Annotated in this window: 12 protein-coding genes; 9 read left to right on the top strand and 3 right to left on the bottom strand. The window is 50.5% G+C overall.

Annotation, left to right across the window (positions count from 1 at the left end):
- Positions 1-97: 97 nt before the first annotated feature.
- Positions 98-2,686 (top strand): InlB B-repeat-containing protein, encoded by a 2,589-nt coding sequence (locus B9Y58_RS06145; protein WP_158278333.1) that lies wholly within the window; start codon positions 98-100, stop codon positions 2,684-2,686.
- Between the two features lie 278 nt (positions 2,687-2,964).
- The gene (gene glgA, locus B9Y58_RS06140; RefSeq protein WP_073055257.1) at positions 2,965-4,194 is read left to right on the top strand and encodes a glycogen synthase; all 1,230 of its coding nucleotides are present in this window, start codon (positions 2,965-2,967) and stop codon (positions 4,192-4,194) included.
- A 61-nt stretch (positions 4,195-4,255) separates the two neighbouring features.
- Here the strand turns inward: glgA and B9Y58_RS06135 are convergent, their stop codons facing one another.
- Positions 4,256-6,046 (bottom strand): protein-disulfide reductase DsbD family protein, encoded by a 1,791-nt coding sequence (locus B9Y58_RS06135; protein WP_073055258.1) that lies wholly within the window; start codon positions 6,044-6,046, stop codon positions 4,256-4,258.
- A 179-nt stretch (positions 6,047-6,225) separates the two neighbouring features.
- On the opposite strand from B9Y58_RS06135, the gene B9Y58_RS06130 reads away from it, so the two are divergent.
- The 4 genes from B9Y58_RS06130 to B9Y58_RS06115 are packed head-to-tail and all read left to right on the top strand — an operon-like array spanning position 6,226 to position 10,763.
- Positions 6,226-6,846: an RNA polymerase sigma factor gene (locus B9Y58_RS06130; protein ID WP_073055259.1), complete on the top strand. Its 621-nt coding sequence runs from the start codon at positions 6,226-6,228 to the stop codon at positions 6,844-6,846.
- 9 nt (positions 6,847-6,855) lie between these two features.
- On the top strand, positions 6,856-8,994 hold the full coding sequence (locus B9Y58_RS06125; protein WP_073055260.1) for a T9SS type B sorting domain-containing protein: 2,139 nt from the start codon (positions 6,856-6,858) through the stop codon (positions 8,992-8,994).
- Positions 8,995-9,009: 15 nt separating this feature from the next.
- Positions 9,010-9,456 (top strand): hypothetical protein, encoded by a 447-nt coding sequence (locus B9Y58_RS06120; protein WP_073055261.1) that lies wholly within the window; start codon positions 9,010-9,012, stop codon positions 9,454-9,456.
- 14 nt (positions 9,457-9,470) lie between these two features.
- On the top strand, positions 9,471-10,763 hold the full coding sequence (locus B9Y58_RS06115; RefSeq protein ID WP_073055262.1) for a CCA tRNA nucleotidyltransferase: 1,293 nt from the start codon (positions 9,471-9,473) through the stop codon (positions 10,761-10,763).
- Between the two features lie 55 nt (positions 10,764-10,818).
- Here the strand turns inward: B9Y58_RS06115 and B9Y58_RS06110 are convergent, their stop codons facing one another.
- Positions 10,819-11,922 carry a glycosyltransferase gene (locus B9Y58_RS06110; protein WP_073055264.1) on the bottom strand — a complete coding sequence of 368 codons (1,104 nt, stop codon included), beginning with the start codon at positions 11,920-11,922 and terminating at the stop codon, positions 10,819-10,821.
- A 120-nt stretch (positions 11,923-12,042) separates the two neighbouring features.
- On the opposite strand from B9Y58_RS06110, the gene lpxA reads away from it, so the two are divergent.
- Positions 12,043-12,810, top strand: coding sequence for an acyl-ACP--UDP-N-acetylglucosamine O-acyltransferase (gene lpxA, locus B9Y58_RS06105; RefSeq protein WP_073055265.1), 768 nt, complete (start codon positions 12,043-12,045; stop codon positions 12,808-12,810).
- A 110-nt stretch (positions 12,811-12,920) separates the two neighbouring features.
- On the opposite strand, the gene B9Y58_RS06100 is transcribed toward lpxA, so the two are convergent.
- Positions 12,921-14,090: a glycoside hydrolase family 5 protein gene (locus B9Y58_RS06100; protein ID WP_233247864.1), complete on the bottom strand. Its 1,170-nt coding sequence runs from the start codon at positions 14,088-14,090 to the stop codon at positions 12,921-12,923.
- A 281-nt stretch (positions 14,091-14,371) separates the two neighbouring features.
- Between B9Y58_RS06100 and B9Y58_RS06095 the strand changes: the two genes are divergently transcribed.
- Positions 14,372-15,115: a carbohydrate binding domain-containing protein gene (locus tag B9Y58_RS06095; RefSeq protein WP_233247863.1), complete on the top strand. Its 744-nt coding sequence runs from the start codon at positions 14,372-14,374 to the stop codon at positions 15,113-15,115.
- A gap of 9 nt (positions 15,116-15,124) precedes the next feature.
- Positions 15,125-17,725: a hypothetical protein gene (locus B9Y58_RS06090; RefSeq protein ID WP_199220952.1), complete on the top strand. Its 2,601-nt coding sequence runs from the start codon at positions 15,125-15,127 to the stop codon at positions 17,723-17,725.
- Positions 17,726-17,734: the final 9 nt, after the last annotated feature.

Genomic DNA, 17,734 nt, shown 5'->3' with positions numbered 1-17,734 from the left:
TACTTTTGTAAGAAAATGTTATAACAACGTTGCAAAAATGTTATATTTGGCCCGTCTAATTCAAAGGCGGTATGCGCCTTTTGGTAATGAGGTGAAAATGAAAAATAGATTGACATTCCTGGGTATAGCGCTTTGCGTCATGCTTCTTTCTTCGGTGTCGTGGGCCGGAAAGTTCATCAACAATCTTGAATTGAGAATCGGCGGAAGTAGCGTGTATAAAAAATTTCCGAGTGCCTATACTGTCGTGAAAAAAGGGAATGAACCTGCAGACTTGCAGGAAAATGCAGGTATTGACGCTTATGTATATATGGGGTACACTAAAACTGATTCAGTGAAAAAGCTAAGTAACGATACATTCAGCCTCCCCATTACGAATATTATCGTTCGTGATGTGGGTTCGTCTACCACTCCGGCCTCCAGTTTCGATACACTGGGTGCCAGGTATACCAAGATGGTTATTGCGAACGAAAATAGCATTGTTCAAAATGTCGATATCAGCAATAACAAACATAAGGACCACCATCTCCATATCTATTATACGAGAGATCGCATTGACGGAAAGGCGCTGACCGCCATAATTGTTTCTGCAAGCAAGTCGGTATGGGGGTATGAACTGGTAAGCAGTATCAATCTGAACGCGTGGTCGACCAACTCGTCTCCACCGAAGGTTTATCTGCATGTGAATAGGTCTGTCGTGCCGACAGTTTCTTTTACCACGGCTCCCGTGCTGTACAATGCGACAAATCCGGCTAGCGAAAAGTATCTGACTTATACAGGGTGGGCTCAGAACCTTTTGAAGGTTGGTACCTACAATTCAGAAGAGGTCTTGCGCGGAAGACATTGTTTGGTTGGCAACAGCGCCAATTGCGTTGGTGCGCCTTCAGCTAGGGATGCGGGAACGTATCGTGTCTATTACGATTTGGAAAGCTCGACCCGTCTAAAGGCGGATTTTCACTCTGATACGTTCAAAGTTGAAATTCACAAGATGCCGGCAAATAGCTTGAACTATAATTATACGCTCACCGTAAAGAACCAGCTGGGCTCGACATCGGGGTTCTATGGTGGCGATGCTATCGGCGCGACTATGGATGATAACTGTGCCATTGGTTTGAACAATTCCACTTTTTATTTGAATAATGGAAAATCATTTGGTGAAGGGACTGTAATAAGGCTTGAAGCGGGGTCTTACGTGATTGACCGTGTCTCCATTTCGGAAACTTCCAATTGCATGGCAAGAACCATATCTATGAATCGCCCCATAATTGTGAGCAAGTCTAAAATTGTCTTTGATTCGGACGGGGGCTCCGCTGTGGATACAATTGAGGGGAAAGTCGGTGATCCGGTTACCGCTCCGGTAAATCCGACTAAGGAAGGTTATGCCTTTGCCGGATGGAATCCGTCGGTTCCCACGAAGATTTCCCGTGGGACGACAACCTTGAAAGCCGTTTGGAATAAATTATATACAATCACGTTCGATACGGATGGCGGCTCGAACATTGCTAGTATTTCCGGTATAGAGGGTTCGGTGGTTGCTACACCGAAAAATCCGACAAGAAATGAATACACGTTCCTTGGTTGGGATGTTGAAATTCCGGCGACAATGCCCGCAAATGACATGACTATCAAGGCCTTGTGGCAATATAACCGCGTCAAGGTGATTCTGCCCGAACAAATGGAAGTCATTTCTGGCGATATTGCCGAAGACGGAACTTACGCCAAGGCTTCGACAATCGACATTCGTGCGAAGGCCGGCTATGCCGTGCGTGGCGCCTTGACCTATAACGGCGAAGTGATTGAACCAAAAGAAGGCGTGTATACTCTGAAAGTCGCCGAAAACGAGGCCGCGGTTGAGGCGGAATTCGTTGAAGATTATGGCGCAATCCAGATAACGCTGGACCATTCCCTCGCAATCATTGACGGCAATTCAAAGGTTGCAACGAATGTACCTCAAGCAATCGAAGTGAATTCAGTTGAAATGACGCGTAATTTCAAACGTCATTCATCTACGACGATAACGCTTCCGTTTACAGTGGATGCTGCCTATGTGGCAGGCGGTATATTCTGTAAATTTGCGGGTGTTAGTAATTCGGGTAGCGGAGCAGTGGTTAAGCTGATGTTTGTAAGTACAGTATTGCAAGCTAATGTGCCCTATGTGTATGTACCACTCAGGGAAAAACTCTCTATCGATTTGCCTGCGGGTGAAACCGTTTCTATTAAGACGGATGAGTCATATGTGGAATTTGGAAATTGGCAGTTTAGAAGTGCGTACTCTTTGAGAAAGTGGGTTGAGGGTGATGGTGAACAAGGGCGTGTGTATGGATTTATTCCTTCGAACCAAGAAAGTGATGGCGTGTCGGGAAAGTTCCAGAAGTTAAAGAGCGGGTCGACCTTGAGCCCGATGCGTGCATATTTGATATATAATGAAGCTGTAATGGCGGGCCGTCCTGTCATGAAGGGTGAAGCTGCCGCTTCGGCACTACGTTCAAATATTTCTGATTTGCCAGATGAAATTGGCGTTGAAATCGTGAATGAATCGGATCAGCCTATGGCGATAGGCAAATTCAACACTGTAACTGGTGAAATGAAAATGGATCGCTGGTTTGACTTGAATGGCAAACTGTTGAAGGGTAAGCCTTTTACCAAGGGTATTTACTTCCATAACGGAAACAAGGTCTTAGTTAAGTAAAGTGGTCTAATTATGAATCAAAAAAAGAAAGTGTATGAAAATCCCAAAATGCAAGTTATTTGCGTTTTACATTCTGTGAATCTTCTATGTGGAGGTGACGGAGATGGTACCGATTGCTCTGATATAGACGATAACGAAACAGATACGCCAGTAGATTTGTAATATCAAATGTTTTTCGTAAAAAAAGAATCCGCAAGGGTTCTTTTTTTTTATAATTATTGAAGAAAACTAACTACTAATCAACTGTCTACTTCTAACATCTTACCGTCTAATAGATTATGAACGCTGCAATTTTGACTAATGAATTCCCGCCGGAAATTTATGGCGGCGCAGGTATCCATGTTAAGTTTCTTACCCAAGAGCTTGCAAAGCTTTGTCATGTGGAAGCACGTTGCTTTGGCGTGCAAGACGAGGACAAGGACAATATCCGTGCAATCGGATTTTCGCGCAAGCTGGGCTTGAACCCGCACGATGACCGATTCCAGAAGATTTTCAAGCCGCTCGACATTAATTTGCAGTGGGCCGCTGCGCTCGACAATATCGACGTCATTCACTGTCATACATGGTACAGTCATTTTGGTGGCGTGCTCGCTAGCCGCCTTTTGCAGTGCCCGCTAATTCTCACGACGCACTCGCTCGAACCGCACCGTCCGTGGAAGGCCGAACAGTTGGGCGACGGCGGTTACGCCATGAGCTGCTGGATTGAACGCACCGCTTACGAGGCTGCCGACGGTGTGATTGCCGTGAGCCAGGGTATGAAGCGCGACGTGATGAAACTTTACGGCGTTCCCGAGGACCGCATCAAGGTGATTTACAACGGTATCGATCCGGACTTTTATGCTCCGACTTTCGACGAAAGCATCCTCACCAAGTGGGGTGTCGATCCGAAGCGTCCGTATGTGCTGTTCGTGGGCCGCATTACGCGACAGAAGGGCATCAGCCAGCTGATTCAGGCGATTCCGCAAATCGACAAGAGTGCCCAGGTGGTGCTCTGCGCCGGTGCTCCGGATACCATCGAACTTGCCGATGAATGCAAGGCTCTCATCGAAGAGGTGCAGAAGACCCGCGACGGCGTGGTCTGGATTCAGGAAGCCGTTCCGCACGAAGAACTCCGCGTGCTTTACAGCCATGCGACTGTGTTTGCAACGCCTTCGCTCTATGAACCGTTCGGTATCATCAACCTTGAAGCCATGAGCTGCGGCACTCCGGTGGTGGGTTCTGCAGTGGGTGGAATTCCCGAAATCATCGTGGACGGCGAAACCGGATTCCTGGTTCCGTTGAAACATGTATCCGAAACGGATTTTGAACCGGCTGACCCGAAGGCGTTCCAGACAGACTTTGCAAACAAACTCAACAAGATTCTTGAAAATCCGGAACTTGCAAAAAAAATGGGCGAAGTCAGCCGCAAGCGCGCCATTGACGTATTCAGCTGGAAGTCCATTGCCAAGCAGACATACGACTTCTACCAGGAATGCATTGACCGCTATAAAAAAGAAGGCAAGAGATAGAATAGTAGACAGTAGACGGTAAACAGTAGGAAGTCTGTTGCAGAAAAATTCTTCTAACTTCCTACTTCCTACGTCCTACAATATTCTCTACAATCGCTGCTGTCGTGAGCAATTCCGGCAGCACGATTTGTTTTGAGGCGTCGCCTGCGGGGTAAATCGCGTAGGCGGGCACGCCCGACTTTCCCATGCTGCGTAGTAATGCGTTCACTTCGGGTGTTTCGCGGGTCCAGTCGGCTTTTACCAGCGCCACATTCAAGCTGTCCATGGCGTGGCGGAATTCGTCACGGTTGAGGATTGCGGCTTCGTTCGTCTTGCAAGTGAGGCACCAGTCGGCGGTCGCATCGATGAATACCGTGCGGTTTGCTTTCGCGAATTCTTCGATGAGGGCGGGGCTGTAACGGTACCAGCCGTCGGCTGTCATCTGCTCCTGCATACGGGCGTTAAAGTGTTCCGTAGCGGCTGCATCGTATTGCGGGGCGATGACTGCAAACCAGACGGCCGCAATAACAACGATGCTTCCTCCGAGGGTTATGAGTTCGCGTTTAAAGGCGGCTCCCGGCGGCGCGAATTTCCCGACAATAAAGCTTCCTCCGATGCTTGCTGTTACGACAACGGCGAACATCCCGACGCCTGCCATTCCCGCCTGTTCGTTCACAAGCCAAAGGAGCCATGCGACGGTCGCGAGGAGCAATACGCCCATCACCTTTTGCAGGCGAACCATCCACGCTCCCGGTTTCGGGAAGACCTTGAGGATTTTCGGGAAGGCGCTCACGAGTATGTAGGGGAGGGCGAGCCCGAGACCCGCCGCCGTAAAGAAAAGGAACAGCACCGGGGTGCTGGCGGTGAAGGCGAATCCCATGGCGGTGCCGAGGAAGGGCGCCGAACATGGCGTACTTAAGAGAACGAGGAGCGCGCCGGTAAAGAAGGCTCCAGCAAAGCCCGCCTTATGACCGGCTTCGTCCATCTTGGTGGTGGCACCCCACGGGAGCCACACTTCGAATACGCCAAAGAAACTCATGGCAAACGCCGTCAGAATCACGACCATGAAGGCGATGAATCCGGCACTCTGGAATTGCATGCCCCAGCCCGCGGACCCGCCGCCGGCTTTGACGGCGGCGACAACGGCGGCGAGCACCCAGAAACTTGCCAGAATGCCCGCCGTTGTGGCTCCTCCCAAAGCGAGGAGCCGTCCGCGACTTTCGCCTGCCTGCTTAATCAGGCTAAAGAGCTTGAGCGAAAGCACCGGCAGCACGCACGGCATCAAGTTCAGAATGATTCCGCCGAGGAATGCAAAAAACAAGAGCGCGATAATTCCGGCCGAAGCGGCGCTGTTCTCCGCTGCTTCCGTGGCGCTTGCTTCCAAGTTTTCGTTGCCGCGCTTATTAGCGGCTACTTCATTTTCGGAATCGTTTTTTTTTGCGCTGCTATTCACGTTGCTGGATTTTGCGCCAGCCGCATTTTCGCTGAGCGAAATCGTCTTGCTCGCAGGTGCCAGGCAAATGGAATTGTCGCAAGCCTGGTAATGGAAGGTCGCCTCGGTTCCAAGGCTATCGTACTTGTCGGCGACTGCCTTCACCGGGATTTCAATCTTGAATTCTCCGCGGAAGGTCAGAATCTCGAGTTCCAGCGCCTCGTTATATTCTTTAATCGGCTTGGGCCACACCACATCGCCGAATTCAATTCCCTCGGCCTTCACTTCGATCGAAGAGGGCTTCAAGAATTCGTCGGTGACTTCGTTCGCGTTCACGTGCCACTTTTCGGGAATGGTTACCCATACGGTCAGTTTTCCACTGTCTTTCAAGGCGCCCGCGCTGTACTGCATCTGCATTTCCGGGGGCGGCATGGAGTTCATATTGAACTCCTGTGCGTTAACAGATTGTGGATAAATTACCAAAAATGAAGCCAAACTAAAAAAAGCTGTTGATAGCTGCAAACAACTATTTGCAAAATTTTCGAAAATCCGTTTTTTCGCTTTTATTTTCATAAATTTTATCGCAACTGAAAGTTCGCTGTCAAAATTCCGATAGGCTTATGGCTAAATCCAGAATTTTAACAGAAGAACCTCCCGAATGGGTTGAAAAAGTGTGGCGCAAGAATGCCTCACAAATTTACAAACTCTGTCAGACCCAGAGTAACGATGATGATAACGCGAAAGACCTTTTTCAAGAGGTTGCGCTCCGATTATGCCGGTCTGCAGGCACGTTGGACCTTAAAAAGCCGATATATCCCTGGTTACGGACGGTTGTCCATAACACATTTTTCGATATGAATCGGAGAATGTTGCCCGTAATCCCCTTTTCTCAGTTGTCAGATGTATATGTGCCTTACGATGTCACCGATAAAAAGGACGCCGTACAGGAATTGCGTGAACGGCGAAAGTGGCTCTTTGTCCGCCGTGAGTTGGACTACTTGATGGAAGACCTGACGGCTGCCGAGCGGATGGCTGTGGAAATTCATTGTGTCGGGGAAATCCGTGTTGCGGATGCCTGTCTTTATTGTGGCGTCAACCGAGGAACATTTCTAAGCAGAAAAAAGGTTGCCTTGAGAAAGATGCGTAAAAAGAAAGATATTTATATATCAAAGTTTAAAAATAGTGAAAGTTCTTGCTTGAAATTGGATGATTTGCTAACGCGGGCAAGTGAATTTTCGTAATTTTAGGGGGTGAAGTTTAAATTTCTTGTTTCTTGCTTGCTGCTGTTGGCAGCTTATGTAGGCGCTGCCGATAAATGGGGGGCGTTCTCGGATCCGTTTCCTATTCGTGATGCAGCCCCTTTTGGTGAATTCGGTGTGATTCTTGCTACCGATGGTGGCATCCGTTACCGAACGCCTCTCGAAGAGGCTATATTCCATTCCGAAAATGGGCTGGAAACATCCCGCTTTAATGCGGTGGTCACTACGGAACAAGGAACTTATGCAATCTCTGAATTTGGCTTGGTGGCAAAATTTCAGCTGAACGATCAACCTTGGACCGTTCTCAGCCGTTCCTATGTAAAAAATGGCGTCCGTACAATACCCCATGGCGCTGTGGCCGTTGGAAACATATTGGTGATTGCCTTTGAAGATCGTATCGCGTTCTTTGATTTGTCAAGGAACTTGTCCATATTGACAATTGATCGAGTCGGCTCCAGAGCCCTTTCCATAACGCCGGTTCGCGAAATTGCTGCACATGGGGATTCCCTCTATGTTCGGTTCAACGAAGGCGTTTATGCGCGCAAGATGGATTGGGCGAACGTGCCCACTGATAAACGCTTGAGCGATCCCACCTTATGGTCTCTCCTGCCGTCTGGCGTTTCGGTGGAGGGGTTTGAAACACCTCTTGCCCCAATTGTAGTGGATTCGGAAACTTTGACGGACCCCATTCTGTTCCATGAAGATGGGTCACGCAAGGTCAGGTGGCAAATCGAATCCAAGGAAGGTACTTACTTGGTTGGCTCTGAATATATTTTCTTCCGCAAGAAGGCGGACAAAAAAATTCTAGATCTGACCGAAGTTGAAGGGGATACTCCTGGCGAAGTGTACGAATTGCGTGCGACACCTGTCGGCGGCGTTCTTGCGGCAACGGTGGATGGCAAATTGAGCCATGGCAACATTAACGGATGGGGTAAGCCTCAATACCTTTACGGAACCTTGGGTAACGACTTCAATGCCCGCCAGATTAGAATGAAGACTTTGTCCATTTTGCCCGATGAACGAGTGTTCTATCATATTTGGGGCTTTGTCTATTTGGTGCTTTCTCATTGGGGCCCGGAAATCGAATACTATTTCCGCGCTACAGATGGCTATTGCTTTGAAAACTATCTGGAAAATTACGTGGTTTCTGTCGGGTCAACTCCCGCTCCCGATAATTCCGGTTTCTTGACGACAAATGCTTCGAAGAACGGCTACGGCGTCGTCTACATTACCAAAGACGGCGAAATCCACTGTGCCAACCAAGTGGGTAAACAGTGGGTGCCGGGCGTCATGTATTCGAAATTGGATGACGACGGTAATTGGCTTATTTATGTTGCTAGCAGAGACGGAAACGTTCTTGCTAGCGAGGGTGGGCTGGACCTGATCAAGTTCCCTGCACCCAAGGCCAATGGCGGCGAATTGGTGAATCCGACTGTCAAGACTTATAGCGGAATCAAGCCGTCTCCTATCGACATGGTTTACGATTCTCTGAATAACCGTCTGTGGGTCGTGTCAATGTCGAATATCGCTTACCTTGATGCCGAAGAAGATTCATTGTTGATTCCTTCTTCTACAAATGGCATGCTCGGCGCAGAATTTACTTCTATTGACATGGACGTTCGCGGAAATTTGTGGGTGGGAACGTCTAACCAGGGCGTGTTCCGTTTGACGCCGAAGAAGGGTGATCCGGATGTTTTGCAGGTTGAACACTTTACCACGAAAGACGGCTTGCTTGATAACAATGTTGCCGATGTTGCTATTGATCCGGTGTTTGGTGTCGCCTGGTTTGCACATGATAATGGCGTGAGCTTTTACGTCCGCAACGACCTCCGAGACGCCCGCAAGAATATGACTGACTCCGCCAAGATCGATGTCTATGCATACCCAGTTCCCTTCAGGCCTGGGCTTCATGCACTGTTCACCATCGATGGCATTGCCGACAATTCGACGGTCGCAATCTACAACCGTGGTGGCGCCTTGATAAAGTCTTTCCGCAACAAAGATGTGTTGGGAGGAAAGGTTGAATGGGATGGCATGGATAAGTCCGGTGTCGTCGCTCCGGGAGTCTACTACTATGTGGTAAAAAGCGGCTCCAAGGTCAAGAAGGGTAAGTTCATAATCGTACATTAAAAACGCTGAGGCTTTATGAATCGTATTGCGGTGTGGTTGTTTTTGGGCGTTGCCGTTTGGTTGGCAGGTTGCGCCGGCGAGCGTCAGGGACTAGTGTGCGAAGAAATGGAATACCGCTTAAACACTATGACTTATTCGCCAGACCAGCGCGCTTATGCCGAAGAAGAATTGCGCGTCTGTCGTGAACAAGAAGCTAAAAAGAAGGCGGAAGGCGCAGCAGCTCGTCAGAGCATTTACGATCGTTACGCCAAATCTAACGAGGGTGCTAAAAAGGAATCTTCAAATGGGGAGTCCGCCAACAAGGATGTTTCTGTTTCCGAGGCCCTGAAGGATTCTTCGGGCGTGGAAACCACCAGTATTTATGACCGCTACAAGGCTGTTGAACCTGCACAAGAAGGAACGCCGGCTCCTGCTGAAGTTCCGGCCGACACCTCCGCTGCAGACGCAGGAAGTTTCCAGTAAGGTGGTCCTTGTAGATGGCTAAATTGCAGACGCTCTCGGGTGAATGGTTCGAACCGGATTTGCCGGGGCGCCTTCTCAAAATTGCTGGCGATATCCGCGAAGCGGGCGGCCGTGCGTTTTTAGTAGGCGGCTGGGTCCGCGATGCGCTTTTAGGCAAGTCCTGTCGCGACTACGATGTCGAAGTCTACGATATGGCGCAAGACGCGCTTGTTCCGATTCTTTCGAAGTACGGCCGCACGAATTTGGTGGGCAAGGCCTTCGGCGTGATTCACTTAGCCATGAAGGGCCTTTCGCTTGATTTTTCGTTCCCGCGTACCGAAAGCAAGGTGGGCTATGGCCACCGCGGCTTCGTGGTGCATACCGACGAAAAACTCTCCTTCAAGGAAGCTGCCCTCCGCCGCGACTTTACGATTAATGCCATGGGCATGGAACTTCCGGAACTCACGCTTTGCGACCCTTACGGCGGTATTGACGACTTGAAGTCGCATACGCTGCGTCATGTGGGTCCGGCCTTTGCCGAAGATTCCTTGCGTATTTTGCGCGGGGTGCAGTTTGCCAGCCGTTTCGGTTGCACGCTTGCGCCCTCTACGGTAGAACTTTGCCGCACGCTTTCGCTCGACGACTTGAGCGTAGAACGCCTGTTCGAAGAATTCAAGAAGTGGCTTTTGAAGCCCGGCAAACCTTCGCTTGGCCTCAAGGCTTTCTTGGATATCAAACTCGACGAATATTTTCCCGAAATTTATCCGTTCAAGAATTCCTGGGAAACGCTTGGCGCGATTCTCGATAACATGGTTCCTTGGCGCGATACCTTGCCCGAGGCGCAGGCGATGGAATTTGCCTTTGCCGCCCTCTTGTGTGGCTCCGCTGAAACTTCGCTCAAGTTCCTGGAACGCATCACGAACGAAACGCACTTGCTCAAGATTGTGCCTCCGCTTTTGAAGGCTTACCAAGAACTGGATACGGCTATTGTAGACGATGCTCCGGCACTTCGTCGCCTCGCGGTAAAGCTCGGCGGCTTAAAGTTACTTGGCTTGCTCGTAAAATGCACTCCCCGTGAATTCTATGCGGGCTCCACGGCCGATGGCGAATGCTTTGCCGACAAGTTCTGGAATGCATCAAACGGACTGGATTTGATTGAAGAGGCTCCACAGCCTTACCTGATGGGCAAAATGCTCATGGATATGGGCGTCAAGCCGGGCAAGCAAATGGGCGAAATCATCAAAAAAAGTTTTGAACTGCAACTTGACGGCGAAATCAAGAATGCAGAAGAAGCTGTCGCCTGGGCGAGAAAGATGTGTAATGTTTAATGTGGGATGTGGAATGATTAATTACACATTTCACACTTCACATTTCACATTGTTTTTATTTCCAGCGGAATAAACCTGTAATGCCTGCGGGTACCGCAAACACTATCATCGGAACCTGAATAATTTCGGTGGGCAAGAATGCAAGCATCTTGCGCTTGGCATGCAATTTCCAAGAAGCAATCATCAGGAATACAAAGTCCACCAGAATCTTGGGCAGAATGCTGAAAATGCACCACTGCCATGGGCAATCCAAAAAGAGCACGCACCACGGGCTAATGAACATCCAGATGTAGTAGGTGTAAATCAGCGTGAGCATCAAGACGTACGCCTTACTTTCGTAGTTGGTGCCGTTGCTGCTCCAACGAGCGCGTTGGTTAAAGAGCTGCTTCCAGGTGTGCACCGGGGCGGTTTCGATCACTGCGTCCTTATCCAGGTTGTAGCAGACCTTGGTGCCCGGGATTTTCATCATCTTGTGGATGAGCATGTCGTCGTCGCCGCTCGAAAGGTTCACCAGGTCGCCGAAACCGCCCACCGCAAAGAACAGGTCCTTTTTGTAGGCGAGGCAGGCGGCGCTTGCCACAATCGGGTGCCCCCAGCTAAAGCCTGCTGCTTCCATGGCGGTGTAACCCAGGGTTTCGAGTTTTTGGTAAAGGTGCGGCATGGTGCGGCTGCCGTTATTCTGCTTAGGGCCTTGCACAATGCAAATGCCGTCGTTAAAGCGGCCCGCCATAGCGGTAATCCAGCTTTTGCGCGGAATGCAGTCTGCATCCATCGTCAAAAGCACTTCGTACTTTGCAATCTTGAAGGCGCTTTCCAGGGCGCGCTTCTTGGGGCTTGCAATTTGCGGCAAATCGGGTGAAAGGCTGAGTACCCTGAATTTCGGGTGGGTGGCCGCAAACTTTTCGAGAATTTCCTTGGTGGAATCCGTCGAGCGGTCGTCGACGCAAATCACTTCCCACTGGCCCACGTAATCCTGCTCGGCAAGAGCTTCCAACGTGCGCTGCGCGAATTCTTCTTCATTGCGCATAGGCACTACGACAGTCACGCTCGGGGTTGCCTTGGGGCCTCTGTAACGGTGCGTGCGAATAACTCCTATTATGAAAAATAGGAACAACAATACATACAGCGCCGTAAGGCATGCAATGATAATACCACCCATGCGGGAAAATGTAGAAAAAACAGAACTTAGAACTTAGAGTTTAGAGCTTAGTTGAATTAAAAATTTCTAAGTTCTGCCTACTAAGTTCCGCCAACTGTGGCGAAGCCACGAAAAACGCCTATGATCCATCCTTCTGCATTTGTAAGCCCGCAAGCCAAAGTTCACGATTCAGCTGTTATTGGCCCGTGGTGTTTGGTAGATGCCCATGCCGAAATTGCCGAAGGTGTCATATTGGAGTCCCGCGTGCATGTCTATGGCGGGGTTTTGGTCGGGAAAAATACTCATGTTTACGATGGCGCCATTTTGGGCGGCCCTCCGCAAGATTTAAAGTACGCGGGCGAGCCTACCCGACTCGAAATTGGCGAAAATTGCACGATTCGCGAATATTGTACTCTCAATCGCGGCACGGTTCAGGGCGGCGGTTGCACGCATGTGGCAAACAAGGTCCTTGTGATGGCCTACTCGCACATCGCCCATGACTGCGATATCCGTGAGGGCGTCGTCATTGCGAACAGCTGCCAATTGGGCGGCCACGTGCGCATCGGCGAATATGCGACTATCGGCGGCGTGACCGCTATCCAGCAGCGCAATCAGGTCGGCGCCTACGCTTTCGTGGGTGGCACCCACAAGGTCGACCGTGACGTTCCCCCATGCACCAAGGCATCGGGGAACCCCATCCGCTACGGCGCCTTGAACCTGCATGCGCTCCGCCTGCATCCCGAAAGCTTCCCCGAAGAGCGGATCCAGGCGCTTTCCCGCGCCTACCGCGAACTTTACCGCAGCGGGCGCCCTGTCGCCGACGTTGTCGAAGAACTCAAAAAAGGCCCGGAACCTTTGTTCCAAGCCTTCTTTGACGAGCATTGGGGCGGCACTCTCGTGCGCCCGTAGAATATAAGACCGGACTGGCTAAATTCTACAGAGTCCTTATTCTGGAGCCTGTCCTCTCGCCGACACGACTCATTAAGATGAGTCGCTTTCGGCTCACATAAATTAGCCTCTTACAGTCCGAATGCGGTGGGGAATCCTTCGTACCATGTGATGGCATCGTCGAAGTTGCGTGATGCGGCTTCGAATCCGCCTACACCTGTAAATCCCCAGTAGTTCCAGGAAATGTTGTAGGTTTCAGCTGCGGTGATGCTCAATTTGGCCCAAAGCGCTTTCTTTTCTGGAGTGGGGAGCGATTCGCCTTCTTTGCAGGTGTTCTTGTTGGCGTAGGGTGTTCCGCCCGAGATGCCGAATTCGCCCATGTTCAGGGGAATGCTGTTTACTCCGTCTATGTCGGGGTAAAGCGTCTTGGCCTGCAATACGTATTTCTTCAGGTCTTCAAAAGCCGTATTGCCGTATGCTTCGTCGCCCCTGCAGCTGTAGCTGTGGCCCTGGTGGCTGTATCCATAGGGTTCGTAGTAGTGACCCGAATAGATGATGTTTCCGTCGGCGGGGAGGTGCAAAATGTTGAGGTCTGCAAATTTAGCCGAATGGTAAGATTCGAACATGATTGTTTTGCCCGGGGCTGCCGCACGAATCACCTGGTAAGCGTCATTCATCAGGGCGTCTACGCGTTCGGCGTTAGGAATGGTGGGTTCGTTCAAGATTTCGAGTACAACCATGGAGTCCGGGAACTCGGGGGCGTTAAATTCGCTTGCGACCTGTGCCCACATACCGAGGAAATGTTCCTTTTCTTTTTCGTAGGCGGTGGAATCGTAGGTGCATTTAGATCCGCCACCTCCAGCACAGTTCAGTTCGTCGTAATGGTGGAAGTCGAGAACAACGACGAGTCCTTGACTTATGGCGAGTTGAATGTCTTCTTTGACGCCTTTAAGTCTTTCGGGGTCTACAGTGTGTGTGCCGTAGTCGGAATTCTGTTGCCAACGTACGGGAATGCGGACCGAGTTGAAACCGGCTTTTTTTATGAATTCAAAATCCGAGTCTGCAATGGGGTTTCCCCAGCTGCTGTCGAGCCTGTTGCCCCTGGAATCCCAGGAATTGCCAAAGTTGATACCCTTGCCAATGCGGGCGTTCATGGCGCGGCCGAGGCTATAGTCGACAGGGACAATAACGCGTGATTCTTGTTTGGTCGTATCGGGTGATTCCTTGGGGGTTACCGTCGCTGCGGTATGGGGATTGCCTTCGCTAGAGCATGCGCCAAAGACGATGCCTAATGCGGCCACAAAGGGAGTTATAGCTAAAGGTAATAAAGCGCGCAAATGAATCATGGTTTCCTCGCGGAAAGAGTGATTGGTTGTTAACTACAAATTTACACTTTTTTAGGGCGTACGGAAAGTCTTAATAAAAAATTATGTTTACCTTTGAAACCGCTAAAATCGCGTAAAATCAAGGGCTTTCGGGGTGGTATATCCCAATTCCTCAAACTTTTTGATTTTTTCTGCCAATGACTCCTCCAAAAACAAGTTATATTGTAGTGGTCCGTATCTGGAGATTTTTAGATATTATGAACGTAAAACCGCATAAAGCAAGTTGGGCGTGCGCCTTGGGCGTTCTCCTTTTAGCGTCTTTCTCTTTTGCTGGTTATGGTTTTAGCGATTACCGCGACCGCGACCAGTCCCGTTTTGTCACTAAGCAAGCGAAGCCTTTCAGACCCGACAAGGATGTCGTGTCTGTCGTGATGCGCGAAGCTATTCCGCGTGGTGGTGGATACACCTACCAGTACCCGCGTGAAAACCCCGAACCGGTTCTTACGGACAAGTATGCTATGGAAGGCGCCCTTTCCATGGAAATTGAACTTATTGCAAGCGACTATTCCGGCGTGGCTATTTGTATTGCCGGTTCCGTTGACTTGACCCCCTATTTCGAAGAAGGCGTCCTCGAGTTCTGGATCAAGGGTGCCCAGGGTGGCGAAAATGCCTTGTTCGTGTTGGTGGACGACGGTGTGAAGAGCGGTGGCGAATCCTTGCAGGTGAAGCTCCGTTCCAAGAGCCTCGGCGAAATCACCACCGAATGGAAACACTTCAGCATTCCGCTCAAATTGTTCGGTACGACTGGTGTGTATTGGGATGCCAAGAACACTCGTGAAGTCATGCTGCCGTTTAGCTGGAGCAACTTCAAGGGATTCCGTCTTGAAGTCCGTAAAGATGAAAACGAGTCCTTCAAGGTCTGGATTGACGATATCGTGATCAAGAAGCATGGCAAGGCTTACGAAGGTCCGATGAACTATCCGTTCCGCAACGAGATTTAAGAGGATTTTATGCGCAAATTACCTACACTATTTACGACACTGCTTTGCTGCACGTCTTTGGCTCTTGCTCAGATGGACGAAGATGTGTCCTCTGAAGAATTCGAAGAATCTGCTCCGGCTGTAGAAGAGGCTGCTTCTGAAGCCGCCGAAGAACCTTCCGCATCTGAAGAATCTGTTGCTGACGCTACGGAATCCGAACCGGCAGCCGAGGAAAGCTCTGATGAATCCCCGGTCGAAGAAACGGTTGAAGCTCCGGCACCTGCCGAAGAAACTGTTGCTGAAGCAGAAGAATCGGCCGCTCCTGCCGTGGATCGTTCCAAGACTGCCGAAACCACGCCTTACCAGCCGCTGGTGGTGAACGCTTCCTCGAAGCTTGACCCCAAGGTCCAGATTGCCAACGTGGAAGAAGGCTTGGATACGCTTTCCAACAACATGGAATCTACCCTCATGGGTAAGGACGATCTTCCGCTCGCGGTTTCCGGTTACTTGGCTTTCCGCCTCAAGAACTTCCACTATTCCGAACCGAGCCCGTGGGTCCAGAACGACTTGTCTCGTACGTCTGTAGACGCCGTGCTCAACATGAACATTGTGGCCATGCCGAACTCCTACATGACCTTGTGGACGAACATGAGCTTCCCGTTCTCCCTGGCCGGTACGTACTCCAACTACTTGGGTAGCCAGCCGACGCAGGTGCCGACCAAGGACCAGCGTGTGATGTACGACCACTCGACGGACTTCTACTCTGCAACCATCAACGAAGAAATGAACTTCGGTGTGGACATTCGCGCAGGTGTCTTTGGTGCCTACGTGACTGCAGGTGGTGTGATTTGGGCTAACGCTTCTCCGCTTACAATGTGGGAACGTGAAACCAACCCGCGCTTTGCTTGGCAGTACGAACTGTTCGAAGACGAAAAGACTGTTTCTACTTACTATAAAGAAAAGGTATTCAAGCCGGTTAAGGAAGGTGGTCGTGCATTCTGGACCAACCGTAGCTTTGGCGGCGTCTTTGCCAATTTCTACCAGCTTCCGTTCGACATGAAGGCTCAGTTCCTTGTGTCTCAGCCGGCCGATGCCGATATCGGTACCCGCGACGGTTTGCGTATGTACGGTGGCCAGCCGGGCGAACTTGAAATGTCCGGTACCTACGACTTCCGCGGATCCATTTACCACGGTCGTATCGCTAAGGAAAAGATTGCGGACAATCTTACTCTTGGTGTGAACTACATGGGAGTCATCTTCGATAACGACATCGTTTACGAAAGTGAATACCTGACGCAGATGAAGTACTTCACCAACACTTGCCCGAGTCATGCCGACCCGAGCGTACAGGTGCCTTGTCCGCCGATTCTGAACAACCATGTGGTTTCTGTTGACATTAAGGGCAACGTGACCCCGAAGCTTTACTTGATGGCCGATGTGGGTATGAGCATGACGGACTCGGTCAAGTTCATCCGTACTAGCGATGCCGCCGACTATAAGGCCGCTAGCTCCATCACCGGTTACCTCCCGGACTCTTATGAATCCAAGATGAACACCCCGCAGGTGGGCGTGTATGTCAAGGCTCAGTCCAAGTATATCGAAGGTTGGCCCATGACGGTGGAAGCGGTATTCCTCCCGAAGGAATTCTACTCTCCGTATTCTTTGAGCAACCCGTCTCGTTTCAACAGCTGGCGTAAGGACGAAGCCTACCTGAATGGCGGTTCCATGCGCTATAGCCCGAATATGGCTGGCCTCAACTTCAAGTTGGAACCGACCTTCAACCGCGGCTACTTTGACTTCCAGTACGGCCTGCATCGTCAGATCGAAGACGGCCAAGACGTGATCTTCTTCAACTATCGCTTGAACGGCCGCAACATGTGGGAATCCACCAACTCTTGGACCAAGCATAAGCCGCTCTTCATTGCAGACTCCGGTAATACCGATGGTTCTGCCTACGTGGCCCGTACCGGTATTTACAGCAACTCCGAAAAGGGTGTCAAGCAGTACCGTCAGCAGGGTGGCCTCTACGGTGGAACCTGGGAACTCTGGGAATCCTTCGTCGCTTACGACGATCTCGAACAGGTCAAGAAGGCTGAACAGACTGGCGAAGCTCCGTCGCACACCAAGTGGTCTTCTTACATGTCCTTCATGGGTGGCTACGATATTGGTGGCTGGTTCGGTACCGACCGTACCATCATGATGACTGCTTACGCCGCACTTTCGGGTATTTCTACGACAATCGCTCCGATCGCTTACAGCGAATCTCAGAAGGACATGCTCCTGTGGAGCTTCTACGGACACTTTGAACCTTCTGTCGCCGTGACCCCGACCTTCCACATGGTGGGTGTCCTCGGTCTCGAAACCTTCCGTTCCGACCGCGCTTACACCTCTGTGGGCTACAAGGCCGCCCTTAAGGGTTCCAGCCTCATGAACCAGGTGAATTACTTCTATTACAAGAAGGCTCCGATCAACTACCTGGAAACCGCACTCGGTGTCGGTTTCGACTGGGACTTTGCTGACCGCGTCGGTCTGCATGTGCGTTACAAATGGATGACTCATTCCGACGAAACGATTTCTACGAATGACTGGCATTCCCACTACATTTCAGCCGAAGCTAAGGCTTGGTTCTAATAGGGGGTG

The sequence above is a fragment of the Fibrobacter sp. UWB15 genome (assembly GCF_900177705.1).
In the GTDB taxonomy this organism is placed as follows: Bacteria; Fibrobacterota; Fibrobacteria; order Fibrobacterales; family Fibrobacteraceae; genus Fibrobacter.
This window is presented reverse-complemented; position numbering and strand designations above follow the sequence as displayed.